Consider the following 23,321-nt stretch of genomic DNA (forward strand, 5'->3'; position numbering starts at 1 on the left):
TGGGGGAAGGTAAAAAAGAATTAAAATAAGTGTGGAGGCTAATTCTAACCCTTCCCCTCATAACTATTATAGCATCTATTTTTTAAATTTTTCGGATTTTTTACCAAAATTTTATATTTGGTTTAAAAATCTCTATTAAATGTTTGTGTCAGCAGGAGATTTGGAAAAATATGCTTATTGTCCCCTTTCATGGTGGCTGAGCAAAGAACATAAAGCAGTTTATTCTGAAGGAGTAAAGAGGGATAAAGAAATAAAAAATGAAATTGTTGAAATAAAGGAGAAGGAAGGAAAAATAAGGATATATAATATTGCTGTAACTTTTTTTTCAGTGTCCGCTTCAATAGTTGCAATTCTTGGTATAATATTTTTATATTCGCATCTTGAAAAAATCTGGTTATATCTCTTTTTAATAATTTCTCTTTTATGGCTCTTTAACTCTTCCTTCTTTTTTTATAAATCTTTGAAAACAATAGATGTAATAAGACCCTATTACGAAAAAATAATTATATTATCATCAGTAGTAGCAATTATTATTGCAATTTTTGCAATATTATTTTCTCTTCCAAAAAATGAAAATTTAAGTAGATTTCTGGAAATACTAGCTCTTTCATGGGTAATTTCTGCAAATATATTTTTCTATAGAACAATGTCTTTATCCGAAAAAGTTATTGAAAAGAAAATCAGGTATATGCCAGTTAAAGGAGAAGTTGTATATATCGGGAAGGATAAGCCATCTGAAGAACTAATTTCAAAAAATTATGGAATAAGGGGGACACCTGATTATATAATAAAAATTGATTATGATTACATTCCTGTTGAGGAGAAGTCATCTAACTTGAGTTATCCCCTCATGCACCACGTAATACAGCTGATGGCATACTGCATTATTGTTGAAGAAAATTATGGAAATGTTCCCTATGGGATACTTCGCTATATGGGAAAGGAATTTAAAATACCCTATGAAGAAAAATGGAAAAATAGAGTAATTGATTATGCAAATGCAATGAGGAGGGATATTGAAAGAAACGAGGCACATAGAAATCACAATAAAAAAATAAAATGCGATAACTGCCTGCGAAGAGAATGGTGCCCCGAAAAACTCGATTAAAAATATATATAAAGTATAATTTATAAGAGGGCGTGTGGCCCAGCCAGGATAGGGCGGCAGCCTCCTAAGCTGCAAGCCGCGGGTTCAAAATGCAACTTGCAATGCAAGTTGCTTGAAAATCCCGCCACGCCCGCCTTCAGAGTATCCTCTATAAATTTGGAAATATTTATGCCCAATTTTTTTGCTTTTTTCCAAAGCTCTTCATCAATTCTAATTGATTTTATAACCCGCATTGTATATACAAATGTATATACAGCGGGTTAATATGGTTTTTTATAGAATTTAAAAAATTGATTTAAAGATATTTTCTTGCTTCTTCCAGGCTTACTTCCTCAATTGTTTTATATATTCCTTCTTCCTTCATTTTTTTAACTGCCATTTCTTTCTCAATTCTAATGCAAGATTTTATATGAGTTATGATATCTTCCTGCAATTGCCTAATTTTCCCCATCATTCCATTTTGAATATAAAAGTCAAATCTTTTTTGAAAAATATTATTTGCAAAACTTAATGCTTTTCTAAAAACTTTTTCCTCGTCTGTTATACCACTTTCAATTAAGCTTTTTACATATCCTTGAATTCTGAGCCATTTATTTGCATTTTCATCAAAAATAGCTTTTTTCAAAAGATTATTCATGTTCCTCACTTTCTATTTTATCTCTAAAATTTAACCCTACCAGCAATCTTTCTTTTTCTGCCTGCACTTTTTCCATTTCTTCTTTTTCATCCAGCACCCAGCCCCTCCCGTTGCACTTTGGGCATATTTTCTTTGAGCAATGAGCCCCAAGCCCCCCTGTGCCAATATTCATATTTCTTGCATGCCATAAATCTATAATCTTTTGTATTATCTCAGGCACTTCCCTAAGCAAAAACCTTTGTTCCATTAGTAAAAGCTGTAACTTATCTATATCGCTTTTTGTAACATCAGGTATTAGCAAATCATGTTTTTTCATTTCTTCCCCCTGCAATATCTAAAAGTTTTTCTCCTAAATCTCTTGCCTGCGCAATGGATAAAATAATATGCCCGAATGTTTTCCAATCTTTGTATTTTCTTTCCATTATTTCTTCATTTCTTTTTCCAAAAAATACAATATCCACCTCTAACCCCCTTTTTTTATTTTGCTTTAAATCAATCGCTAATCTTGGCTTTCCATTTCCTTCTGATGTTGCTATGTTTTTATATTTTCCAACATTATTCATTTCAATAGAAGAAATTATCTTAAATTGATTATTATAAGTAGCAATTGCTTTTACTTCCTGCCATCTTCTTTTGATTATTTTATCTACTTTTTTATCCTGAAAATTATTCTGAAGCATGTATATCCCCCGTATCTGGAATAATTGTTATTTTTATAACTCCTAAATCTGTTGGCGGGTATTCATATCTTTCAACATATGAAGTTGTGCTGCCTAATGCATAACCTTGTAAAAATGAGCCTGTTACCCCTCCTATTTTCTTTTTGTAAATCAATTGTTGCTTTTTCTTTCCATTTATTGATAATTGGGATATTGTTGTTAATATTTTTTTATGAGCATGCCCTAACAGATAAATATCAGCATCAAACCATGCCATCAAGTCCTCCAATCTATTTATTTTGTTTCCCCCTCTGCGCCCCCCTGCCCGCCCATGTGTGCTGAAAATAACAAAATTCCGTGTTGCTTTTGTTTTCCAATTATCCTTTCCCCTTATGAATTGCAAAGTTGTAAATGCAGAATACCGCAGATTTTTAACATTAAATTCTTTTGCAATTTCTTCTGTTACATCAATATGATAAAATCGCCTTATCGCTTCCTCATGGTTGCCCGCATGCAAGCCAATGCATTTATGTTTTATTTTTTCAAATAAATTAATGAATTCATTTTTTTGTTCCTCAACTAAATTATCTAAACAATTAAGAAATTTTTTTGCAACAGCGGTTGGATCAAATCGCTTATCTGTATAATTTATCGCCTCAAGATAATCTCCCATTCCTATCCAAAAAGTATTCTCTTTTTCTGCGATCCAATCAATTAATGCTTTAATTTTTTTAATATCGCAACCCGCATTTCCTATGTGTAGATCCCCGATTGGAATTATTCTGAATTTCTCGCCCTTTTTTTCATATGTTATTTTTATTTTATTTATTTCCATTTTCCACCCCAAGTATTTTTATAAAATCATTTCCCTTTCATTCTTCGCATAGAAAGATTATAATATCGCAATAGTGTTTTATTTTCTCCATATCCTCTTTTATTTTTTCCTTGTCTCTTAGCGCCGCCCGCCTTCATTAAATCCAGCGGTTCTATTGAGCCTGTTTTATAATGTTCATTGCCTCTTTCTTTTATGTTCATCTTCCTCTTATTATTTTATTAATCACAAGTTTATCTACTTCTTCCCGTGTTAGCCCAAATTGCTCATATAAGAAGTTGTAGCGTGCTGCTGGAATCTGCCCTGTAAGTTCATAAATTTCCTTTGTTTTCTCAATGGCTGCCCCCATTCTTTTCATCTCTTTTTCTTCTATTGCTTCAATTACTGCTTCCTTTATTTTGCTATAATGGATGGAATTGAATTTCTTGATGTATTCTTTTAAAAAAGAATTTATTACGGGAGAAATTTTTAGTGAATGCTCTTTTATAAAAACATATATATCTTTATCAATTGTAATTTTCAGAATTGCTTTGTTGCCCTTAACCCGCATATTACCCCTCTATTGTTACTGTGAATTTTTTTCCCAATTCTTCTAAAATATTCTTATCAATTTCTCCATACCAGCCCTTTCTTTGATTATCAAATTTAAATCCAATTGCTTTTAGATATTCTCTCTCATTAATTGTTTTTCTTTCCCCATCTGTTACAAAAACCTTAAATAAATCTTTTTGTGGTTCTTTATTCTGTTTATATTGAAAATTCCTTAAAAACTGATTTGCTTGAGCCCGTATTGAAGCAATGATTTCAACATTCATTTTTTCTGCTAAAACCCCATGTTTTTCAAGAAAATCAATGATAAAAAGATGCTTCATGCATTCTTTTTCAAGGGCATTCATTTCTTCTTCTGTTAAAAATTTATTGAAATCCATGCATTTCACCTCTTAAAAAGTTTAATCGTTCTTTTCCCAATCCTAAGTGCTTTGCCGTTCTTCAAAAGTCTCTGTATTGCTTTGCTGACTTCACGAGAATTTACTTTAAAGCCATTCAATCTTAATTCTTTAGTTAATTGTTTCAATGTTATTGTTTCATATTTCCATTCATGTAATATATCTTTTACTGCATCATCCATTATTTTAACTTTTATTTTCCTTAACTCTACTTGCTGCGGCTTTGTGTGTTTATAAAAATTTTGCTTAATGCTGTTAAAAATTTCCTTGTTAGTCTGGAGAGCGGAAGGCAGCAATCATGCTTATCGCCGAGCTTTTTTGTTGTTTTCCACCCCACATTTTCAATTCTTATTAAAAATTATATAAAAAATATAAAAAAGTTGCAGGGGGGATAGATGTATTTATAATTTTTACGGCGGCAATAAGCCTTCATCTATTACCATATCTGTAAAATAGATATATTCTTCATATTTGAGATATATGTTTGTTGTGTATAGCGTATCATATGGCACTTCAAAAACAATTTTTGTTGTGAAATCCCCGCCAGGTAATACATCTACAGCTTGATGCCCTATTTCATCAGCATATGTAACTGAATGATGGGCATATCTTATGTTATCTACATACAAATACCAATTCCATGCATTGGTGCTTATACTTTCCTTGTTATGATTATTTACTATTCTTATTGTTACTACTGCATAAATATATCCTTCTTGTGGTTTAGAATATGCTCCAATCTTATTTTTATATTCTATTTCATAATCCCATAAGATAACATTTTTATTTTCTGATTTTTTTTCACTTGGATAATTCAGCAAAGATATGAATGTAATTGTGAATAATAATCCTATTATTATAGAAATGGCTATAATTATTTTTTCTTTTTTATTCATGATATATAAATTAAAAATTTTTATATAATTTTTTTTATAACCTTTATTTCATGTGGAAATTTTAAAAAACTATTATTTTACACAAGCGGATGGGCATAATGGGCATAATGGGCATAATGGGCATAATGGGCATAATGGGCATAATGGGCATATCTTATGTTATAATAGCTTTAATATAATTCCAATAATTAAAGTAATCAATCCACCGCTTAAGCCTCCTAAAATTTTAAAATAGGTTTTATGAATTGCAAGTTCTTCCTTTATCTTTATTATGCATTCTAATTTGCGTTGGATCTCCTTTATTTCTTCCATAATCATATCTATTTTTTCTGCATTCCTTATTGTTAGCTCTTTTAATGTTTCTTTATTATCATTTTTCATCCTACCACCTCATGTTAAACTGTTAAACTAATTCAACCCCTTTCATTAACTTAGCAATTATACTTTCTATAACATCTTCTGTTTTTCTTCCAAGATAAAGATATGTGCGCCAGCGCCCAGATGGTAAAATTTTATGCTCATAAGAATGCACGCTCATAAAAACATCAACTAAATCATTATTATCAAGTGAATGCAAATAAAGCTTAACTTTTTCAACTAAACTTAATGAATTTATACCCTCAACTTCTATTTCAACAAATTTGTTTGGCGCATTATAATTATTTGCAAAATAATCTGCTATCTTTTTTGCAAATGAATATGTTATTAATTTGTTTATGTTTAACTTATATGGCTTTACTCCATACGCTGCTTGAGAAGATGCATTGCTTGCTGTTGCAACAATTTTATCATAATTAAATCCAAGCTCAAAACATAGATCCTCATTATAAGGAATATTTAAAATCAAAAATTTTCCATCTGGATAATCATTATTTGTTGAAAATTTATACATCAAATCATCTACATATTGCAATAAAAATATGCTGAAGGCATAGTATTGGTTATTTGATAAATTAACAGGATTATTGAAAAAAATCCAATCAGTCCATTGGATATTGTTGTATAAAGAAATCGCATTTGTTTCTGCCAATGCCTTCCCCCGCCAGGCAACACACCACCTGCTGCTATCATATCCTTGCACAAAACAGCCAAATTCATTTATATGAAAATTATAAGTTGTGCCGCTATTATTTTTTACATATAATCTTACTTTATTTGTTGTTACTCCTGAAGCAAGATGCAATTCCCTTGCTAAATCTGCATCAAGATTTCCTTGCTCTACCCAGCTGCCACCAACATATGCATATATTTTATATACAAAATTTTCAACCTTATCACATATTGCGATAAAACTAACAAAATTTTGTGATGATGAAAATTCATAATCAATTGTTAATTCATCTCCATTATTCAGGTAAAAGCTTACATCAGTATAAAAATTTCCATCATATAAATTTGCCAGGCTCCCGCCACTTGGTGTTTTATTCGCAGTTACTGAGCTTGGTTGCACAGATTTTGCAACATTATAAATACATATTTTTAAATCTCCATATTTTTGCGATAGCTTTTTACCTCTTAATTTAATTGCATAGAGATTAGTATAAAGATTTGTGGCCTTGAATATTTGATCTATAATTCTATAATTCTTTCCCAGCCCCACCCCTTCATCATAATCAACAACATTATTTTTTATATAATCTGCAAAATTTTCCTCACCGATTATTTCAACATAATTTCTTATATCATCTTCAACTTCAACACTTGCATTTAAAATTAGCCTATCTGGGTTATCACTTGCATTATCACTAAATTTTTTTGGGCTTGCTGGCTCGCTTCTTTTTATATAATTTATTCTTTTTCTGCTGTTAGCTGTATCCCAATCCATGAAGAATATGCAGCCATCAATTTTTGATAAATATGCTAAGCAATCCCCAAGCATCATTCCATCAAATACTATTTCTTGCTCTATTGCTACCCCTGATGAATAATCTATATTCTTGGTTATTGTTTCTGGAAAAAATCCATCCATCAATGCTGCGGCAATAGTTGCAGTATAACTTCCAGCTGGATATGTATAATTTGCTTCATATCTATACAAATCATAAGTCAAACCCGCACATTCAACTTCTAACCCAACCACTCCATCAAAAAATCTTCTTATATATTTTATATATCCTCTGAATTCCTCTACATTGTTTATTTTAATTACTATTTTTTTACCTATGTTTAAACTTTTCCAATCTGTGCCTGCATCTCTTAACTGAAAGGATGCTGTCTGATATTCTTCATTAACACTATTGCGAATATTTAATTTTTCTACCACAAAATTTTTTTCTGTTAAATTGCCCCAGCTATCGCCTATTAAAATGTTTATTGTTGGTTTCATCTTCCAGCCACAGCCAAAACTTTTTGTATAAATTCTCTTGGGTCAGTTGTAATTGTAACCCCATACATAGTTATATTTGTTGTTGAAGAAGTTGTTGTTATAGGAGTTGCTGCCGCTGTTGTTGATGCTGGCAATGATAATCTTTCTATTTCTGGCAAGCCCGGCAGTTTTGCAATTGTTGCATTATAAAAATCTATTATTGCATTAATGCAACTAATGACTGGAGATATAATATAACTATTTAGAAATCCTTTAAATACTTCTGCCCAATTTATGAATATACTTTTTGCTCCTTCCCATAAATTGCTCCAACTTATAGTTATTGTGTTCCAACATTCTTTTATGCCACTTATCAATACCTTCCATATTCCTGTAAAATAATCTGCCCATCCTACAAATATATTTTTCGCATTTCCCCATAAATTACCCCAGCCTGCAACTATTTCATTCCATTTTTCTTTTAAGAAATCTACTAATTTTTTAAATGCAAACATTGTTGGATTTGTAAATAATAAAACTTTATCACCTGCTTCAATTAAATCATATATGAATGCTCCAAATGCTATTTTTGCATCATGTATTTTATTTTTTAGTAACTCATATTTTGCTGCTGTTCCTGTTTCTATTATTATTGCTTGCTCTAACATTGTGCCACTCGCATTTTCTATTTCCTTATTAATATCCTCAAATGCACTCTTGCCTCTATTAACTACCGCTGCTAAAGCTGAAATTGCCCTTACATCTGCCAAGCCAAGCAAATAGAATATCTTCTGCTGCTCTGTTGTCCCTGCAAGCGCCTTCATTAAATCAAACATTATATCGCTGAAATCTCTAAACCTGCCACTGCTATCATAAACTTTAACACCCAGCTCCCTTAGTATCTCCATTGTTTTTTCATCGCCAGCAGCAAGATTTAGCATTATTCTTCTTAAAGCTGTTCCTGCCTGGCTTCCTCTTATCCCTGCGTCTGCAAACATATCAAGAGTTGTAAGCAAATCATCCAAACTTACACCCAGCGTGGCTGCAGCAGGCGCCGCATACGAAAATGCTTCCTGCAATTCATCCATGTTTGTTAAGCTTAATTGTTGTGCTTTTGTCATTTTATCAAGAGCAATAGTTAATTCATCAGCTGAATAAAGAAATGTTTTCATTATCGTCATTGCTGTGTCTGAAGCTTTGCCCATATCTGTAAAGGTAACTTCTGCAAACTTCGCAACAGTTGGCAAAACTTTCAGAGCTGTTTCAGCATCTAAACCAGCTGAAGCAAGATAATAAAGCCCTCTTGCAGCATCTTCTACATGAATGTAAGGCATTTGCTTCGGAATTTCTCTTATTACCTTCATAGCTTTATTATAAAGCTCATCTGAAAATTTGCCAAACATTGAAAGTGATTTCCTTAGTTCTCTATCTACATTTGCAAATGCCTCAAACGAAGATTTTGCAAGATATGCAATACCTGTAACTGCAGCAGCAACTCCTACACCTTTTAATGAAAGAAATGAAGATGTAATATTATTAATTACTCTACTTGCTTCATCAGTAGCTGAAATTAATATATTCAATCTTTCAGTATTCATCTTTAAGCCTTCTAACTATTTCTAAATCTCTTAATGTTGCTTTCTCTACCTTTATTTTTTCTCCCTCAAACACTTCAGCAAGATATTTCACATCTTCTATTCTCATTTTCCTTGCCTCTTCACATGATATATGCAATGTCAATGCAATTATCGCAATTGCTTTTTTTATTTCTTTATACTGCTTCTCTATTTTTGCTTCCCATGAAAAAAATCAACACCACCTTCGCCCTCTGCCACCTCTGCTAATTTTTCCATCAAAGCCCTACTCAATTTTCTCTGTTCCTTCAGGGAAAACTTCTTTATTGTATCTGATGTAACATTTTTATCTACTCTTGAAAGAATTGAAGCAAAGAAAGCGAAGGCGCCCTCCTGCTCTGCAAGCGCCTTCACTTCATCGATATCAAGAGCATCTTTGTATTGCTTTTTTACTTCAATTATTCTTTTCAGTCTTGCCTCTTCATCTGCTATAGTTACTTCTGGGAATTCGAATTCTTCATTATTATTTATCCCTTGAATTTTTATCCTCATCAGCTCACGCTCGCTGTTTCAGCAACAAATGGCACAGATGTAACAACAACAGCATCTTCATTATTCATTTTAAGCTCTAAGCTCTGGAATGTTGAATTTGAAAGTGTCATTGATGTTGGATTTGAGATGCCAAAAGAAATCACTATATTTGCTTTATTTAAATTTTCAACAAGTTCAAATTCTGTTTGAGCTCCTTTTTCAAGATATATATCAAGTGTGCCTTCCACTTGCACCTTGCCAGCGACAAGATTATCTATTTTGTTACCTTGCACTTTGTAAATCCTTTCAAGATTGTTATTTATTGTTACTGAAAATGTTCTTGTGCCATAGCCGTATGTGCCTCCTCCTCTTGCTACACTTGCCCCGCCGTATGTTGCATATGTGCCATTCAATGCATTTGCATGCCTCAAATTTGCATAGCTGCTTAATGGGTCTGTTGATGATACTACAACTTCTTTTGCAATATATTCTGTGCTAACAATAATTGGTTCCCCTACTTCCCCCCTAACTTCTATTGTATTCGCTTTGCACCCTTTTATTGTATAGTATTTCCCTCCATAAGTTATTATAAAAACATAGCTGTTTAAATCATTGTCCGTATTTCTGTTTATTGCTTCTGATAGTGCCGTATTCCCCTGCTGCAAAAGATAATCAATTTTAAGTGTATATTCTTTCTGCTTTCCTATTGTTGTCACACCATCAACATCGCTTATGCTAAATAGCACCTCGGGGTTTTCATCTGCTGTAAGCAATATGTTTTTTATTACATCGCTTGGCTTTTCCAAATATGTTACGCTTGATGGGTTGTATAGCCCGCCGCCATAGCTATTTTCTTGCAAATATTCTATATTTGCACTAAATCCTGTCTGTATCGGCATTTTTAACTCACCTCATTTATTTCAATTATTTCAATTTCTATTAGCCTTCTTTCTACCTCATTTTTTTCTAAACCTGTTAAATTTCTTACATTTAAAACTCCTATTATACAATTTCCAAATGCATTTATATTTTCATAAATTTCATAAATTAAATTATCGCATACTTCATTAATTAATTCTTCCCAATCATATACTTCCGTTCTTTGTATATATACATTACAATCTATAAGATGGCTGCAAAATAATTTTTTGCCGCCAATATCTGCCACATCAAAAGATGTGCTTGCATTTGATAAAACCACCAATGGTAAAGTTTTTTCATAAGCTTCTTCTGCCTTTACAATAGGCACATTCTTTATATTTGTTGGTATATAGTATTTTGTGCCTATTTTGCCATCATATTCATTTTGGAATAATTGTATTATTATATCTCTTTTATCGCTCATATTCTTATTATTATCTTTTCATCTTTTTCTGCTTTATCTATTAAATCCTTTATCGCTTCCTTTAATTCTTCTTTATTTGATGCTTTTATTTCTATTGAATAACCTAATTTTTTATCTAATCTTGCCCTCATGTTCCCCTCACGGAAGTTTTAATTTTTTTAATGCATTCATCATATAATTTCATAAAATTACTTCCTCTTTCAACTATCATTTTATTTTTTTCTAAATCAGCAATTGTTATTTTTTCCTGCCCTTTCAGCCTACTTTCTAAAAAGAATGCAGTTAAATAGATAACTGCCTGTGCAAATAAATCTTCATTATAATTTTTTGGCTCTGAATAATATGTTATGTATATCTTCGCATTTGAATAAATTTGATTTGTGCCATCCCTTGTAACTTTTATTTTGCCCTCATATTTATCTATGATTTCAACCTTGCAATAATAATAGTTATCATTGTAATAATAAATCCCATAGCAATCTGCGTATTCATTTATTGGCGTATTTTTAAGATAAAATATTGTATTTTCTCCATCAATTTCATTTTTATCATTTTCGCTTAAATCTTCCCTAACATGTTTTAATAAACATGTGCTTATTACATTCATTTGTGCTTTTTCTATCATTTGTTGTATTTCATTATCGCTAACATTTTCGCTTATGCCGGCCGCCACCCTAACTTCAGTTATATCTGTTATGAGCTTCATTTTTCCAACACCCAAACAAAATATTTATCTATTTGTCTATTCCCAGCGCCATCTGTTGCTTCAATATAGAAAATCCATTTGCCAGGTTGCAAAAAATTTATTAATTTATAAAATTTGCCTGTCCCTTCATTATCCATTTCTTCTTCGTCAATTTCTCCCGATGGTTTTATGATTTTGATTTTCACAGTTAAAGGATTAACATATTCATTATTTTTTTTATATTCAACATTTATTTTTCCTGTCTCATTTAAATAAAAATCTGCATACATATTTTTCATCCTCTTGCAAATTCTATATTTGTCTCATATAATTTAGCAAATTCTATATTTGTCTCATATAATTTAGATGCTAAAGCATTTCTTTCATATAATTTTTTAAATATTATTGCTAATGCAAATGGCAACAAAATTGAAAATGAAGCAATGCATGCATCATCTAAATATATATTTTCTTCTAATATTATCTTCAGTATTTTAAATATTTGATAAACTTCATCAAGAGAAATATATTCTTGCAATTCTTTATATGTTTTCTTTTTAATTGCTTCTTCAAGCTTTATTATCTCGCTTATGGAAGCAATATAAATTAATTTTTGAAGAAAATCAACAAGTAAAATAGCATCGCTTTTTGTTATATTTGCTGATTTTTTAATGCTGTCTATAAGATTAATTACATCTTGCCTTTCAAGCAATGCATTTTTAATTATTATATCTGCAATATTAATGCTGTCTGAAAGAATTAAGAAAAATGTTAATAGAATGCTATCTGATAATGTTATATTTTCAGATTTAATTACTTGTAAGTATTTACTTATGCTTTCTTGCAAATTAGCAATTTCTTCAATATTTTTTGATGTTGATTTTTTTAATTCATCGAGCAGCTGCAATGTGTCTTCAAGAATTATCGATAAAACAAGCTCTGTTATTATATTATCTGATAAGCTTATTGTATCTAATTTTTTAACTTCTGCATATTTTGAAAGTAATTCATTTAAAGTTATATTATCTAATTTTTTAACTTCTGCATATTTTGAAAGTAATTCATTTAAAGTTATATTATCTAATTTTTTAACTTCTGCATATTTTGAAAGTAATTCATTTAAAGTTATATTATCTGCTCGTGAAATATCTGGTTTTTTTACTGATAAGTCACTTAACCCCATCCCATCCTGCTTTATGGTTGAAATACCTTTTGCGATTGTATCACTTAAAGTTACTGTATCTGTGCAGGTTTTGCTATAAAAACCAGGACTTGTCCAGCTTCCAAAGCTATTCCAGGATGGGTTTGTTGTAAGATATTTCCTAACTCTTAAATTTTTAAATCTTGAATAATAGCCAGTTCGCCATGAATAACACCAAACACCACAGAGACCGCTTGTTAAAGTAGTGTCTGTCGCTGAAATTTCAACACTTTCAAATCTATAATATAAATTTGAGCCATAAGCACGAGCTAAATATTTGTAATATGTGCCAGACGATAGATTTCCCGATGATGTCTGTGCAAGAGAGGTATCTACACCTGTTGTTTTATAACTTATTGCATGCGTATCTGGACTTTGACTTATATCTGTAAGAAAAGAATATGCCGCAGGTGTTGATGTTCTTCTTGCCCCCAAACCTGCAACATTTAATACATTTGTTAATATTTCTACATAAAGTTCTATATCTCCCTGCTCTCCAAGGGGAATTATTCCCAACAATATTTCATGATGCCCTGTCCCTGATGTTTTGGTGATTTGATAATATCCAGAGCTCCAAGATAACGAATAACTCCCACCATCCCAACCAACACTATAAAATCCATAAGAGCTACGTTTATCCGTGCTTGCATTATCAAACCATAAAAATGTATCTTCCCCAGATGAATATTCACTTGCACCTGAATTGCCACAAAAAAGATAAATAGTAGATGGAGCAGATGAAGGAATTTTTAGCCATACCTTCCTTTCCACTCCATCCGTATAGCTTTCTGTCCATTCGCCAAGTTGTGTAGATGTAACTGGACTATTTGTTGTTCCAAATCTATGGTCCTTCATATCAGAGTAATAGCAATGCCCTTCCTCATAAATTATATTATTTGCTGGATCATTTGTGCCATTACCTCTTTTTATTATAAGTTGCATAGTATAATCTGCTACTGAGTTGCTTATATTTAATGCATAATAGCCACTCCAGCCGCTGGAAGGATCAAGAGCCATTTAAATCTGTTCTATAACAAGTTCCTCATTCGCCAAATAGCAAATCACATCTGTTTTTGTGCCATCTTGCTTAACTACTTTTGCATATACCTTTTCAATATCTGAATTTATATCTGTAATTTCAAAATATTTAAGTTCCCCATTTTGCACTTTTCCTTTTAATTTGCTTCTGATTTTTATATCAAATGTTTCTGGAGTTGGAACTATTACTTCAAATATTGTTGGGTCTTTGTTAAACCATTCAAAATTTGTGCCATCAAAGCTCACTGCATAGATATCATGATTTGCTTTAATTACTCCTTTTTCATCTCTATACCATAAAATCCAGTGATGATATATGCCATTTGGTTCTGTTGTGCCATAATAATTTAGTTTTACTATTGCATCTTCACCATATTTTGCTTTATAGGCACCAATAAGAGCTTGTTCTAATTCTTCTCGGGTTGTCATATTATCAACTTACTACTATTTTATAAGTAATCTGCAGTGCATCTCCATTGCCAACATTTATTGCTGAAAATACTTTCCTGCACAGCATTATTCCATTCGAACTTGCATTAAACACTCCAGCCTCAGTTATTGCATATGAGCTTGAGAAGTTGAAAGTTGCGACCAACTGAGCTGTATCATCCGTCACAGTTGTTGTTACCCTTGAGCCTGTTGCATTCGTCCTCATTACTTCATTAACAAGTGCCGTCTGAGTTGCATTTTCTTCCGTTGTTCCTGTTCCTATTGCAATATAATCAAATTTATCTATGCCTGTCACATCATTTAATATTAAGCCAGCCACTGCCGCCTTGCCGCCATTAACTATTATATTGTCATATGTTCTTTCATCTATAACCTTACCATCCCTTATATGCTTAATATTAAATTGCCCTTTTAACTTAATATTTTCATTTATATTATTCATTTTCCCCCTCCAGCTCTACTAAAACTTTTAATTTACTCCCAGCTCTTGCGATTATATCATCGCTTGCTTCTTTAATTTCACCATAAGCAATGCTCCAGCCTGTTACAGCATCAATATAAAAATATCCTCTATTCAGTTTTACTTTTTGCATTTTTCCCCTCTTCTAAAATTTTATAATCCTTTCCTTCAATAATTTCATTAAGTATTTTTAATATTGCTTTTTTACCTATATTCACATATTCCTTTCTGCCAAAGAAAGTGCCATCTCTTATGCTCATTATGTAAGCATCATCCTGCATTTTCTTAATTTCTATTTTCATGCTAATCTTTTAAATAAATAAAGAAGGGAGAAAGAAGATTATGCCTTTGCTGAAATCAGCAAGCAAATTCCATTGTTATCTATTTTACCGATTGCGTATGTAAATGAAGCAACAACTTCATGTATAAGCTTGCTTGGCTCATAATTTAATTCAATTCTTAGTGGGTCATTTGTGGCAACTGCCATGCTATATTTGTTATCTATCAAAACACCTTCATATCCCGTTGTATTGAATGAGCCTACCGGGCTTTGAGTTGTTCCTTCATATGTTGCAACATTTGTTGTTTCTATTATCTTAACTCCAAGATATTTTCCTATTTCTCCTGTCATTACAACTTCATTGCTTCCGTATTCGCTTGCATTTGTAAATTGGTCATCATCCCTCAATGCTTTAATTTGTCTTGGATGCAAGAAAGCATATAGTTGCCCCTCTACGCCTCTGTTATTTTCTCTTATTTTTGTTATTGCCTCATTGAATAAGGCAGGTGTTAAAATATCCCCTGCATCAACTGTGTTATCTGAGCCAGCAAGCACATATGGCACGGTTAAACTTGCAATGGTTGAATTTGCAAATGCCTGCAATATCAATTTATCCTTTTTCTCTGCAAGCCATGTTGCCATTTCATCTTTTATGAAATCCCCAATTGGCATATTTATGAAAGCCCAGTCCTTAAGTGCATCCTCAGTAATTTCTGTCATAAAACCATATCTTGATAATGGCAGATTTACTGCGCTTATATCAAAATTCTCACTTTCTAATGCAGTTCCTGGTGTATATGCCCATGTGCTTGGCTCTGTCATTTTCTTTATTATTGGCACTCTGAAATAATTTCCTTGTATTGTATATACTCGCCCTGCTTCGCCAAGCACCGCTTCTGCCTTTGTATTCGCTGCTGCCCTCTTTATTATATCTTTTGCCCATTCTGCAAGCTCTTTTCTATCGCTTATAGCATCCCAATCTGTGCCTCCGCCTTGCACTAATTCTATAATACTTTTCATTTTTACATCACCCCATTATTTCCAACATTTTTCTAACATATTCTTTTGTATTATCAATATTGCTATCTATTGAAATAGATAGCCTTTTACTCTTATTTTTTAAATTTTCAATTTCTTTTTCTTTTTCTCTTAACAAATCATTCAACCTCATTATTTCTTTTTCAAGCCTTTCAATTATTTCTTCATGCCTGCATCTTTCTGTAACTTCCTTTCCAAATTCTGGTGGCTCTTTTTCAAATTCCTTATAATGAGCTGCCAAATGCTGATATACTCTTTTCTTATCTTCTTCTGGAATATCAACCCCACCTCTTGCCCCCATCAATGCCGCCATCGCTGCAACCACGCCACGCCATACCACCGCCTTATCCTTTGCTCTATGATGTGGCAATTTCATATCTGTAAATCTATCAGGCGGGTTCTTCGGCATCCATGCAAAGCATGAAGCAATTTCTTTCTTTTCTTCATTGGTTAATTCTTCCCAGCTTTTATCTGTGAAATCTTTTAGTTGTGGTGCTTCCCATGCTTCATCCTCAACCTTATCATATTTTTCTGGGTTATCTGGCACTACCCCAAATTCTACTTTTTCCTTTTCTTCTACTATTTCTTTCTTTTCTGCATTTTCTTTGCCTTCTGTTATTTCCAACATATCACCTCCTTTTTCATTAAAACTTATGGTAACTGAATTTAAATTGCCATATCCGCTACTGCATACTTCAGCCACTATTTGATTATCAATGCTGCAACCAATGCCGCAGCCATCCGCTGGGCTGCATGCCCCCCTTGTAACTAATGCCAAATGGTCAAATTCTAAATTTCGCCCCACCTTTATTAATTCTCCATTTACTTTTTCTTCATTTATATCCATCCATACGCCTACGCTAACCTCAGCAGGCACGCCTGCCAGCTGCCTTAATTTTATGAAGCCTTTAGCAACATTATATTTTACTGCATCTTCAACCAAAACCAGGCTAACTTTCAACTCATTATTTTTGAATTCAGCATCCTTGATAAAACCAATCTCATCCTCTACTTTATCGCTATGGTCTAAATTTAGTGGCTTACCTATAATTGAAGCATATGATTTTGCAATTTCTTCAGATGGAATATATATTCCATTAAAGATTTTATCCCCCACAAGAGCAATTGCTTCATCAACTTCTTTACTTTCCTTATTTTCTTTTAAATTACAACTGAAGAATTTTAATTCCTTCATTTCACCCCTCCTATTCTAAACTCCTATTCTAAACTTAAATTGGCTAAATTTCATTCTTGCCTCCTGCATCGCCGGGCGTAGATATGGTTGTGCCATCATTTTATATGTGCCAAATTCAACATATGGAGCATATTCAACATTTGTCCCAACTGCATATGCGAGTTTATCTATTTTTTCTGTTGTAATTGAGCTTCTAAGCCTGCCCGTATCTACCGGGCATATTCTTTTAGCTTCTTTTTCAATGAAGAATGCAACTTCCTTGAGCAATGCATCTATATTTTCTTCTTCAGTTATTGAATTTAATGTTTTTTGCAATTTTTCAAATCCAATGATTTTAGCTGCAATCATTTCTATAATAATAAATTATTTTTTTGCATCTTATATATAAATTTTATCTATACGCTACATCACCGCCATATAATTCTTTTACATTTTCATCATCCTTTGGATGTATTACAATTCCATATATGCCAAGTTTTAACATTTTATTTGCAATTTTCATTATCTTTTTCTCATTTTTTATATAGAAATCGCTAAATTCTTTTTCATCATTTATTAAAGAAATTATATCAATTCTAAAATCTTCCTCCATAATTTTCACCTCCTTAAATTGCTGGGGCAACCGCACAGCGGCATAATGGATGGGCTGGCGGGCGTTCATCATTGTAATCATGTTCCGTGCCATCCAATGCTGCGCATTCATCGCAAGTTCTTTCATCAAAAGCTGTTACCCATATCCATTTTGAAATCTCATTTTCTTTATATTGATTTACCGCTGCCTCATTATAGGCTCTTATTGTTTCTGTTCTTGCTATCATATCCGCCCTGTATTTGCTCATATCCTCAATTTTTCTTATTTCTTTACTGATTTCCTGTATAGATGCACCCCTTAAATACAATTCTGATAATTTTGATTTTAATCTTTTTATGCATTCATCGCCTAATCCTTTAGCCAAAGAAAATCCATTTCCTTGTAAAATTTCAATTGCTTCTAAATCTCGGGTTGTAAAAGTATAATTTGAAATATCAATACCTGCTTTTTTCAATTCTGCCGCCGCTGAAAGCCATCCTTTTTTATATCCTTGCTCAATATATTTTGATGTAATTGCCCTTATTTCCCTTTCAAATTCTTCTGAAAATTCAACATCTATATAATAAAAGTAATCATCTATGCTTAAGTTTTTTATTGATTTTTTCAATGCTATCTTCTGAAAATTGTATATTACCTCAAGCTTCTTTTTTAACCTTGAAAATCGCTTTGCAAATACTCTTTTTAATTCCTTTGTAAAGTTGTTTCTTATCCCTGCGGTTTTGGTTGGCTCTTTCTTCATTGCTTGCCCACCTCAATATCCTAATTCTTCTGCAATTTTTCTTTCTCTCTCCCATTCTTTTAGCCTGAGCTTATCAACTATGTTTTTATCTTTTTCTGTTGCTTTTTCTATATGCAATTTTTCATGCAATTTCTTCTCAACTGCCTCAATTCCTTCCTCAACTTCTTTTAATCTTGCTGTGTCAAAATAAAGATTTTCAATAGTCTCATATATCAAATCGCTTGGATAACCAATTTCCCATAGAATTCTGGCACATCTGCATTTTATTTCAAATATTTCTGCTTCCTCTCTTTCATTTGTGAAAAGTGGCAACCACCAAATATTGAAATCAAAATTAGAAAGATATGCCTTATAAATTCTTTTTAATATGGGAGTAAATATTATTTCTTGCAAATTCTTAATATCTTTGTAATAATCCGCTAAATCAACTTCACTTCCTGTTACTGTCCCTTTCTGCACACCTAACAAAATCATGTGCGGCATCCTCAAAGCCGCCGCCAAGTTAATGTAAAAATTTTCATTGAAAGGATATGTATTAATTACGCTGGGGCTTTTTAAATCAAAATTCCAATCCCCATCAAGCACTATTCCGCTTCTTGGGTTTAAATTTTTTATAATATTTTCAGCATCCTCCATTTCTTGCTCAGTTGCTGTTGTATTTTTCTTTAATATAGGAAATGGCTTTCCTGTCATATATAATATTTCTCCTACAGCAACATCTGCATTCATTTTTGCAAGTAAATTGTTGTAAGCAACCTCTATAACACTAACTCCATAATGCCCTTCGCCATATGTATAGAATTTGCAATGTATTATGCGTGTCGGATGAAAATTTATATGAATACCATTATAATCATATTCATATGCTTCAACATCGCCTGATTTATTTATTCTTAGCTTCATTGCTGGTGGGTAAATTATGTGTATATTTTTAAGCCCTCCTTCTTCAAGCTCCATTTCTGGATTATCGCCGCCGTCATCAAGCTCAAGGAAGCCATCCCCATAAATCAGCGTGTTTATTGCCAGAAGTTTCAATTTCTCTTTTAGATTGGTTCTTTGATTGAAATCATATATCTTTTTTCTTATTTCCTTATCTGCATCTGTTTCTTCTACTGCCTTTATTATATCCCAGCCCTCTCTAAAAATATCCTCTGCCTTTTTTGTTATTCCTTTAAATATCAATGGGTCTCGCCTGAATGCAAGCTCCTTATCTCTATCGCTTATTCCTTCTTTTTGTATTGTGCTGAAATAATTTGTTGCTGTTGAAATTGTTTTCTTGAATTCCTTTCTTTTTTTCAAAAACCCAGCCTCTTTTTTCCTGAATATATTCAACTTCATCTTTTCTACCACCTCGTTTTTTCTACAATTTTTGGCAAATTACTTTTCTTGAAATTTAATGCAAGAGCAATAGCCCAGAATAAATCAGCATGCCCAAGCTCCTCACTTCTATCGCTTTCAAATTTGAGTATATTATTTTCAGTATATTTTCTCCTAATTGCTCTAAATGAAGAAATAACAAATGCATCATCCATAATGAAAAATTTGCCCTGTTGCATTAGAAGCTTGAGATTTAAAACAAGCTTTTCCTTGAGCTCATTTGTGAAAGTAATCGCCTTTGCCGCATATTTGCCCGCCAGCCTCTCCGCCAGCATCGCCCCTATTCCTGTTGCATCTATCATTATGCTTTCAAATTTGAAGTTTGAAAAATAATATGAAAGAATTTTTTCCTGTTCTTCGAATGTCTTATTTTTTATTATTTCATATTTAACAAGCTTGAATTTATCTCCCTCCCTCTTTATTATTGCTAAAGCTGTGAAATCTTTATGCCTTCCAATATCTACACCTGCGAGATAAATTCCATTTGTTAATTTTTCATCTATTTCTACATCTATACATTTTCGAATTAGCTCTTCGCTGAATTCTTGCTCTTTTTCTTCATCAAGAAATACATTATCGAACTCTTGAGCAAATGTTTCTTCATCAATGTTTTTCCTTATTTCTTCAATATTATTAAGATGCTTGCATTGTCTATAATTTATTGTAATCTTTTTGAAATGCCCATTCTGCCAAAAATCATAGAAAAGATTTCTTTTGCTGAAAGGAGTAGAGCAAATTATTAACTGCCCTCCTCGAGAGATGCTGGGGCTTGCGGCTTGCCATATTTCTTTATCAAGCCCGTAAGGGAAATGAGCAAATTCATCGAATATAATTAAATCAGCTGAAAAGCCTCTTATTGTCTTCGGGTTTGATGGCAATGAATAAATTGCTCCTTTGCTAAAAACTATGCTTGATTTTGTTTCTTCTTGTTTTTGTATTATAAAATCATTTTCAAGTGTGTGGAGATGATTATAAATATATTCCATTAGATGTTTGCTCTGCCTTTCGGATGGAGATATAATTAATGTTGTTTTATCAAGGAGCAATGAATTAAGAAGCCCCCAGCATGCAAGTAAATCGCTTATTCCAACTTGCCTTGATTTATTTATTATTACATTTTCGCCGCCGCAAAACTGCTTTAAAATATCTATCTGATAATCATACATTTCTTTGCCTTCTTTCCTGAATATATTTTTTGCAATTGTTATTATTTTTTCATTCATTTTTCCTTCAAATAATCTTTTAAAACTGAAATATCAATTTTGCCGCTGTGTTCCATTTTCATTTGCTCCTTCTTTCCAAATTCATCCCAAAATCTTCTTTCAAGAAGCCATGCCGCCGCCTGCCATGAGCCATCTGTTGCCGCCTTCTGTATTAGCTGAAGATTATTTTTTATGAATTCTCCAACAGCTTTTTTATATTCTGTATAAAACTTCCTATGCAAAGCACTTTTTCCTTCCTCCCCCTGCTTTTTCCATCTACAAAAGCACTCCTGGGTTATGCCTATAACATCGGCTATTTTGCCATCTGGAAGCCCCTGCTTTGCCAAATCATACACAATTTTTATTATTTCATCATTTAACTTTGTTTTTCTGCCCATTTTATCGCCTTTTTTACAAATTTACCTGTAAAAATGAATAAGAAAATAGTAATTATAGATAATTCAATTTTTGCTTCTTTATATTCATTAAAATGAAGTATAAGATAATCATTTGTGCATCCTAAAAGAAAAATATAGTATAAGAAGTAAAAATGAAATAAAAGAAGGATATCCATAACTAAATCAAAGTAGCTGCTTTCTAATTTTCTTTTCAAGCTCTCTATAAATTTCCCTAACTTTTTCAATTTCATCTTTACTTCTTTTAAACTTTTTATGCTTTTCATCCCAAAACTTCAAATGGAAATTTCTGCCATTTACCTCTTGCAAATAAATAAAGAAGGGAGAAAGGGGGGCCTCATTGCTTTTCATGCATATCTTCGGCTAAAGCTATTGCTATTGCACACCCAAGCCCAACAAGGGCACAAGCAAGCCCTGTCTCGGACGGCAATGTGCCAATTACGCCCTGCAATGCACTTCCAAGTATCCAGAATATTAGCCCCAGCGGTATCCCATATGCAAATGCTGCCGCTATTCTTTTTCCTAATGCTGCCATTTTTACACCTGTGGGGCAAATTTGGCAAAGCCATCAAAGCCAGCATTTAATAAGCTTGAATTGCCGCCCTTTAGGCGATGAATGCAAAAAATCTTTTTTGCCTTTGCCCCACAATAATAAATTATTTTTTGCAATTTCTTTATAAATATTTCGCCCTAAAAGTGCCTTTACCCAGATGACTATATTATTATTTTTTTATTATATTATTATTTTTCCAACATATCGATATCGATAATACATATCGATATCTCACTAAATTAATTTGCATTCATTTTCAAGTGCCTTTACCCAGCCATCTTTTACACAAAACCCCCTACTTTTTGTTGAAATTTTTCATTCGCAAATCCTCAAATCAGCCATAACCTCATCATAAATTTTCTTTAAATCATTTTCATCCATGAATGCGTAATGTTCGGCATCAACATCCCTCAATGAATGCCCCATTAAAATGCGCTTTGCAAAATAATTTCCATTTCTCCTATCCCATTCCTGGCTAAAGAATTTTCTCAAATCCATTATTCTTATTTTGCTTTTTCTAAAATGCTTTGAAATGCCGCTGAAGAATGGCTTTCCTTTTACATCTTTAAAATAGCATCGCAGCACCGCCTGCGCCTCCCTGCTGAAGAACGAAATGCGATGCCTTTTTGTCTTTGAATTTCCAGCCCTCACATATACAATTCTATTAGCCAAGTCAATATCATCCTTATTGAGCTTGTATAATTCCTCAGCTCTCAAGCCTGAAGTAGCCCCTAAAAGAATTAATGCCCTGAATATCTTTTTATTTCCCTTGTATTCCTTGCTTTCCATTTCATTTATTAGATTTCTTATATCATCTATGGTTATTTTCCTTGCTGAATAATGTTTCATCTTTGGTATTTCTATTTCATCCGCCCAATCAATTTTTAAATATCTTAAAAATTTTCTTATCTGAAATGCTTTCTTTCTGAATGTTTCTACATCATCCTTTGTTTTAAGTTTAATTAGATAATTGATTGTTCTTTCCTTGCTTATGCCATTTTTTTGTGATGCTAAATAATCCTGCAATATTTTTTCTATATTCTTGAGCCAGCGCCTGCTTTCAATTTTCAGCGATATTTTTTTAAGATATAAATCAAGCTCCAAATCAAGCCCTCCTAACTCGCCTCCTAAGCTGCAAGCCGCGGGTTCAAAATGCAACTTGCAATGCAAGTTGCTTGAAAATCCCGCCACGCCCGCTTTTCTTTACAAAATTTTTAAAAATTATTTTTTAATTCCATATAGAGGACAATGGTAGCAATTT

35 protein-coding genes, 1 tRNA gene and 1 pseudogene are annotated in these 23,321 nt (G+C 32.5%); 2 read left to right on the forward strand and 35 right to left on the reverse strand.

The features are described from left to right. Nucleotides 1-139 precede the first annotated feature (139 nt). Both H5T45_01400 and H5T45_01405 read left to right on the forward strand, forming a co-directional pair. Nucleotides 140-1,108: a Dna2/Cas4 domain-containing protein gene (locus H5T45_01400; GenBank protein MBC7128373.1), complete on the forward strand. Its 969-nt coding sequence runs from the start codon at nt 140-142 to the stop codon at nt 1,106-1,108. A gap of 28 nt (nt 1,109-1,136) precedes the next feature. Beyond that, nucleotides 1,137-1,241: transfer RNA gene (locus H5T45_01405), tRNA-Arg, on the forward strand. A gap of 31 nt (nt 1,242-1,272) precedes the next feature. Here the strand turns inward: H5T45_01405 and H5T45_01410 are convergent. From H5T45_01410 to H5T45_01580, 35 genes and pseudogenes are all read right to left on the reverse strand, one after another. Continuing rightward, nucleotides 1,273-1,341 (reverse strand): annotated as a pseudogene (locus tag H5T45_01410) (hypothetical protein). Nucleotides 1,342-1,403: 62 nt separating this feature from the next. Further along, complete coding sequence (locus H5T45_01415) at nt 1,404-1,733, reverse strand: hypothetical protein (GenBank protein ID MBC7128374.1); 330 nt, start codon at nt 1,731-1,733, stop codon at nt 1,404-1,406. Between the two features lie 4 nt (nt 1,734-1,737). Next, nucleotides 1,738-2,061 carry a hypothetical protein gene (locus H5T45_01420; protein ID MBC7128375.1) on the reverse strand — a complete coding sequence of 108 codons (324 nt, stop codon included), beginning with the start codon at nt 2,059-2,061 and terminating at the stop codon, nt 1,738-1,740. After that, complete coding sequence (locus H5T45_01425) at nt 2,048-2,425, reverse strand: hypothetical protein (protein MBC7128376.1); 378 nt, start codon at nt 2,423-2,425, stop codon at nt 2,048-2,050. The genes H5T45_01420 and H5T45_01425 overlap by 14 nt, the downstream gene beginning before the upstream one ends. Then, the gene (locus H5T45_01430; protein ID MBC7128377.1) at nt 2,412-3,239 is read right to left on the reverse strand and encodes a metallophosphoesterase; all 828 of its coding nucleotides are present in this window, start codon (nt 3,237-3,239) and stop codon (nt 2,412-2,414) included. The genes H5T45_01425 and H5T45_01430 overlap by 14 nt, the downstream gene beginning before the upstream one ends. Before the next feature lie 26 nt (nt 3,240-3,265). After that, complete coding sequence (locus H5T45_01435; protein ID MBC7128378.1) at nt 3,266-3,439, reverse strand: hypothetical protein; 174 nt, start codon at nt 3,437-3,439, stop codon at nt 3,266-3,268. After that, nucleotides 3,436-3,786 (reverse strand): hypothetical protein, encoded by a 351-nt coding sequence (locus H5T45_01440; protein MBC7128379.1) that lies wholly within the window; start codon nt 3,784-3,786, stop codon nt 3,436-3,438. Before H5T45_01440 ends, H5T45_01435 begins: the two co-directional genes overlap by 4 nt. Nucleotide 3,787: 1 nt before the next feature. Next, a complete protein-coding gene (locus H5T45_01445) occupies nt 3,788-4,165 on the reverse strand; it encodes a hypothetical protein (GenBank protein ID MBC7128380.1) in 378 nt (125 codons plus the stop codon). A 5-nt stretch (nt 4,166-4,170) separates the two neighbouring features. Next, on the reverse strand, nt 4,171-4,365 hold the full coding sequence (locus H5T45_01450) for a hypothetical protein (GenBank protein MBC7128381.1): 195 nt from the start codon (nt 4,363-4,365) through the stop codon (nt 4,171-4,173). A 228-nt stretch (nt 4,366-4,593) separates the two neighbouring features. Then, on the reverse strand, nt 4,594-5,079 hold the full coding sequence (locus H5T45_01455) for a DUF4352 domain-containing protein (protein MBC7128382.1): 486 nt from the start codon (nt 5,077-5,079) through the stop codon (nt 4,594-4,596). Between the two features lie 159 nt (nt 5,080-5,238). Continuing rightward, on the reverse strand, nt 5,239-5,460 hold the full coding sequence (locus H5T45_01460; protein ID MBC7128383.1) for a hypothetical protein: 222 nt from the start codon (nt 5,458-5,460) through the stop codon (nt 5,239-5,241). Nucleotides 5,461-5,482: 22 nt separating this feature from the next. After that, on the reverse strand, nt 5,483-7,405 hold the full coding sequence (locus tag H5T45_01465) for a hypothetical protein (GenBank protein MBC7128384.1): 1,923 nt from the start codon (nt 7,403-7,405) through the stop codon (nt 5,483-5,485). Then, nucleotides 7,402-8,982, reverse strand: coding sequence for a phage tail tape measure protein (locus H5T45_01470; protein MBC7128385.1), 1,581 nt, complete (start codon nt 8,980-8,982; stop codon nt 7,402-7,404). Before H5T45_01470 ends, H5T45_01465 begins: the two co-directional genes overlap by 4 nt. Continuing rightward, entirely contained in the window at nt 8,972-9,124 is a 153-nt protein-coding gene (locus H5T45_01475) for a hypothetical protein (protein MBC7128386.1), read from the reverse strand. The genes H5T45_01470 and H5T45_01475 overlap by 11 nt, the downstream gene beginning before the upstream one ends. A 44-nt stretch (nt 9,125-9,168) precedes the next feature. Continuing rightward, nucleotides 9,169-9,510 (reverse strand): hypothetical protein, encoded by a 342-nt coding sequence (locus H5T45_01480; protein ID MBC7128387.1) that lies wholly within the window; start codon nt 9,508-9,510, stop codon nt 9,169-9,171. Next, a complete protein-coding gene (locus tag H5T45_01485) occupies nt 9,510-10,388 on the reverse strand; it encodes a hypothetical protein (protein MBC7128388.1) in 879 nt (292 codons plus the stop codon). The genes H5T45_01480 and H5T45_01485 overlap by 1 nt, the downstream gene beginning before the upstream one ends. A 2-nt stretch (nt 10,389-10,390) precedes the next feature. Beyond that, on the reverse strand, nt 10,391-10,834 hold the full coding sequence (locus H5T45_01490) for a hypothetical protein (GenBank protein MBC7128389.1): 444 nt from the start codon (nt 10,832-10,834) through the stop codon (nt 10,391-10,393). Between the two features lie 127 nt (nt 10,835-10,961). Continuing rightward, complete coding sequence (locus H5T45_01495; protein ID MBC7128390.1) at nt 10,962-11,540, reverse strand: hypothetical protein; 579 nt, start codon at nt 11,538-11,540, stop codon at nt 10,962-10,964. Beyond that, on the reverse strand, nt 11,537-11,809 hold the full coding sequence (locus H5T45_01500) for a hypothetical protein (GenBank protein MBC7128391.1): 273 nt from the start codon (nt 11,807-11,809) through the stop codon (nt 11,537-11,539). The genes H5T45_01495 and H5T45_01500 overlap by 4 nt, the downstream gene beginning before the upstream one ends. 5 nt (nt 11,810-11,814) lie before the next feature. Beyond that, entirely contained in the window at nt 11,815-13,737 is a 1,923-nt protein-coding gene (locus H5T45_01505; GenBank protein MBC7128392.1) for a DUF2341 domain-containing protein, read from the reverse strand. After that, the gene (locus tag H5T45_01510; GenBank protein ID MBC7128393.1) at nt 13,738-14,187 is read right to left on the reverse strand and encodes a hypothetical protein; all 450 of its coding nucleotides are present in this window, start codon (nt 14,185-14,187) and stop codon (nt 13,738-13,740) included. It lies immediately after the preceding gene. 4 nt (nt 14,188-14,191) lie between these two features. Then, nucleotides 14,192-14,650, reverse strand: a complete 459-nt coding sequence (locus H5T45_01515) for a hypothetical protein (protein MBC7128394.1) — start codon at nt 14,648-14,650, stop codon at nt 14,192-14,194. Beyond that, nucleotides 14,643-14,801 (reverse strand): hypothetical protein, encoded by a 159-nt coding sequence (locus tag H5T45_01520; GenBank protein MBC7128395.1) that lies wholly within the window; start codon nt 14,799-14,801, stop codon nt 14,643-14,645. Before H5T45_01520 ends, H5T45_01515 begins: the two co-directional genes overlap by 8 nt. Then, a complete protein-coding gene (locus H5T45_01525; GenBank protein MBC7128396.1) occupies nt 14,779-14,970 on the reverse strand; it encodes a hypothetical protein in 192 nt (63 codons plus the stop codon). The genes H5T45_01520 and H5T45_01525 overlap by 23 nt, the downstream gene beginning before the upstream one ends. A gap of 38 nt (nt 14,971-15,008) precedes the next feature. Continuing rightward, nucleotides 15,009-15,968, reverse strand: a complete 960-nt coding sequence (locus tag H5T45_01530; GenBank protein ID MBC7128397.1) for a N4-gp56 family major capsid protein — start codon at nt 15,966-15,968, stop codon at nt 15,009-15,011. Nucleotides 15,969-15,975: 7 nt separating this feature from the next. Further along, the gene (locus H5T45_01535) at nt 15,976-17,181 is read right to left on the reverse strand and encodes a DUF2213 domain-containing protein (GenBank protein MBC7128398.1); all 1,206 of its coding nucleotides are present in this window, start codon (nt 17,179-17,181) and stop codon (nt 15,976-15,978) included. Between the two features lie 15 nt (nt 17,182-17,196). Then, on the reverse strand, nt 17,197-17,529 hold the full coding sequence (locus tag H5T45_01540) for an HK97 gp10 family phage protein (GenBank protein MBC7128399.1): 333 nt from the start codon (nt 17,527-17,529) through the stop codon (nt 17,197-17,199). A gap of 43 nt (nt 17,530-17,572) precedes the next feature. Further along, nucleotides 17,573-17,773, reverse strand: a complete 201-nt coding sequence (locus H5T45_01545) for a hypothetical protein (GenBank protein ID MBC7128400.1) — start codon at nt 17,771-17,773, stop codon at nt 17,573-17,575. 13 nt (nt 17,774-17,786) lie between these two features. After that, nucleotides 17,787-18,512, reverse strand: coding sequence for a minor capsid protein (locus H5T45_01550; protein MBC7128401.1), 726 nt, complete (start codon nt 18,510-18,512; stop codon nt 17,787-17,789). Between the two features lie 12 nt (nt 18,513-18,524). Continuing rightward, nucleotides 18,525-19,850, reverse strand: a complete 1,326-nt coding sequence (locus H5T45_01555; protein MBC7128402.1) for a DUF1073 domain-containing protein — start codon at nt 19,848-19,850, stop codon at nt 18,525-18,527. 5 nt (nt 19,851-19,855) lie between these two features. Continuing rightward, a complete protein-coding gene (locus H5T45_01560; GenBank protein ID MBC7128403.1) occupies nt 19,856-21,112 on the reverse strand; it encodes a hypothetical protein in 1,257 nt (418 codons plus the stop codon). Then, complete coding sequence (locus H5T45_01565) at nt 21,109-21,489, reverse strand: hypothetical protein (GenBank protein MBC7128404.1); 381 nt, start codon at nt 21,487-21,489, stop codon at nt 21,109-21,111. The genes H5T45_01560 and H5T45_01565 overlap by 4 nt, the downstream gene beginning before the upstream one ends. Then, nucleotides 21,468-21,773: a hypothetical protein gene (locus H5T45_01570; protein ID MBC7128405.1), complete on the reverse strand. Its 306-nt coding sequence runs from the start codon at nt 21,771-21,773 to the stop codon at nt 21,468-21,470. The genes H5T45_01565 and H5T45_01570 overlap by 22 nt, the downstream gene beginning before the upstream one ends. Nucleotides 21,774-21,844: 71 nt before the next feature. Next, entirely contained in the window at nt 21,845-22,042 is a 198-nt protein-coding gene (locus tag H5T45_01575) for a hypothetical protein (GenBank protein MBC7128406.1), read from the reverse strand. A gap of 333 nt (nt 22,043-22,375) precedes the next feature. Beyond that, complete coding sequence (locus H5T45_01580; protein MBC7128407.1) at nt 22,376-23,251, reverse strand: tyrosine-type recombinase/integrase; 876 nt, start codon at nt 23,249-23,251, stop codon at nt 22,376-22,378. Nucleotides 23,252-23,321: the final 70 nt, after the last annotated feature.

The organism is Thermoplasmatales archaeon (assembly GCA_014361245.1).
Lineage (GTDB): Archaea > Thermoplasmatota > E2 > UBA202 > JdFR-43 > JACIWB01.

Excerpts from the sequence above, each read along its gene's own strand:
- H5T45_01495 (MBC7128390.1), bottom strand. The coding sequence starts at position 11,540 with ATGAAGCTCATAACAGATATAACTGAAGTTAGGGTGGCGGCCGGCATA.
- H5T45_01535 (MBC7128398.1), bottom strand. The coding sequence starts at position 17,181 with ATGAAGGAATTAAAATTCTTCAGTTGTAATTTAAAAGAAAATAAGGAA.
- H5T45_01490 (MBC7128389.1), bottom strand. The coding sequence starts at position 10,834 with ATGAGCGATAAAAGAGATATAATAATACAATTATTCCAAAATGAATAT.
- H5T45_01530 (MBC7128397.1), bottom strand. The coding sequence starts at position 15,968 with ATGAAAAGTATTATAGAATTAGTGCAAGGCGGAGGCACAGATTGGGAT.
- H5T45_01515 (MBC7128394.1), bottom strand. The coding sequence starts at position 14,650 with ATGAATAATATAAATGAAAATATTAAGTTAAAAGGGCAATTTAATATT.
- H5T45_01435 (MBC7128378.1), bottom strand. The coding sequence starts at position 3,439 with ATGAACATAAAAGAAAGAGGCAATGAACATTATAAAACAGGCTCAATA.
- H5T45_01480 (MBC7128387.1), bottom strand. The coding sequence starts at position 9,510 with ATGAGGATAAAAATTCAAGGGATAAATAATAATGAAGAATTCGAATTC.
- H5T45_01570 (MBC7128405.1), bottom strand. The coding sequence starts at position 21,773 with ATGAAAAGCATAAAAAGTTTAAAAGAAGTAAAGATGAAATTGAAAAAG.
- H5T45_01550 (MBC7128401.1), bottom strand. The coding sequence starts at position 18,512 with ATGAAGAAAGAGCCAACCAAAACCGCAGGGATAAGAAACAACTTTACA.
- H5T45_01500 (MBC7128391.1), bottom strand. The coding sequence starts at position 11,809 with ATGTATGCAGATTTTTATTTAAATGAGACAGGAAAAATAAATGTTGAA.
- H5T45_01520 (MBC7128395.1), bottom strand. The coding sequence starts at position 14,801 with ATGCAAAAAGTAAAACTGAATAGAGGATATTTTTATATTGATGCTGTA.
- H5T45_01560 (MBC7128403.1), bottom strand. The coding sequence starts at position 21,112 with ATGAATGAAAAAATAATAACAATTGCAAAAAATATATTCAGGAAAGAA.
- H5T45_01445 (MBC7128380.1), bottom strand. The coding sequence starts at position 4,165 with ATGGATTTCAATAAATTTTTAACAGAAGAAGAAATGAATGCCCTTGAA.
- H5T45_01450 (MBC7128381.1), bottom strand. The coding sequence starts at position 4,365 with ATGGATGATGCAGTAAAAGATATATTACATGAATGGAAATATGAAACA.
- H5T45_01555 (MBC7128402.1), bottom strand. The coding sequence starts at position 19,850 with ATGAAGTTGAATATATTCAGGAAAAAAGAGGCTGGGTTTTTGAAAAAA.
- H5T45_01460 (MBC7128383.1), bottom strand. The coding sequence starts at position 5,460 with ATGAAAAATGATAATAAAGAAACATTAAAAGAGCTAACAATAAGGAAT.
- H5T45_01430 (MBC7128377.1), bottom strand. The coding sequence starts at position 3,239 with ATGGAAATAAATAAAATAAAAATAACATATGAAAAAAAGGGCGAGAAA.
- H5T45_01565 (MBC7128404.1), bottom strand. The coding sequence starts at position 21,489 with ATGGGCAGAAAAACAAAGTTAAATGATGAAATAATAAAAATTGTGTAT.
- H5T45_01470 (MBC7128385.1), bottom strand. The coding sequence starts at position 8,982 with ATGAATACTGAAAGATTGAATATATTAATTTCAGCTACTGATGAAGCA.
- H5T45_01525 (MBC7128396.1), bottom strand. The coding sequence starts at position 14,970 with ATGAAAATAGAAATTAAGAAAATGCAGGATGATGCTTACATAATGAGC.
- H5T45_01575 (MBC7128406.1), bottom strand. The coding sequence starts at position 22,042 with ATGGCAGCATTAGGAAAAAGAATAGCGGCAGCATTTGCATATGGGATA.
- H5T45_01440 (MBC7128379.1), bottom strand. The coding sequence starts at position 3,786 with ATGCGGGTTAAGGGCAACAAAGCAATTCTGAAAATTACAATTGATAAA.
- H5T45_01455 (MBC7128382.1), bottom strand. The coding sequence starts at position 5,079 with ATGAATAAAAAAGAAAAAATAATTATAGCCATTTCTATAATAATAGGA.
- H5T45_01485 (MBC7128388.1), bottom strand. The coding sequence starts at position 10,388 with ATGCCGATACAGACAGGATTTAGTGCAAATATAGAATATTTGCAAGAA.
- H5T45_01400 (MBC7128373.1), top strand. The coding sequence starts at position 140 with ATGTTTGTGTCAGCAGGAGATTTGGAAAAATATGCTTATTGTCCCCTT.
- H5T45_01510 (MBC7128393.1), bottom strand. The coding sequence starts at position 14,187 with ATGACAACCCGAGAAGAATTAGAACAAGCTCTTATTGGTGCCTATAAA.
- H5T45_01545 (MBC7128400.1), bottom strand. The coding sequence starts at position 17,773 with ATGGAGGAAGATTTTAGAATTGATATAATTTCTTTAATAAATGATGAA.
- H5T45_01420 (MBC7128375.1), bottom strand. The coding sequence starts at position 2,061 with ATGAAAAAACATGATTTGCTAATACCTGATGTTACAAAAAGCGATATA.
- H5T45_01425 (MBC7128376.1), bottom strand. The coding sequence starts at position 2,425 with ATGCTTCAGAATAATTTTCAGGATAAAAAAGTAGATAAAATAATCAAA.
- H5T45_01540 (MBC7128399.1), bottom strand. The coding sequence starts at position 17,529 with ATGATTGCAGCTAAAATCATTGGATTTGAAAAATTGCAAAAAACATTA.
- H5T45_01505 (MBC7128392.1), bottom strand. The coding sequence starts at position 13,737 with ATGGCTCTTGATCCTTCCAGCGGCTGGAGTGGCTATTATGCATTAAAT.
- H5T45_01465 (MBC7128384.1), bottom strand. The coding sequence starts at position 7,405 with ATGAAACCAACAATAAACATTTTAATAGGCGATAGCTGGGGCAATTTA.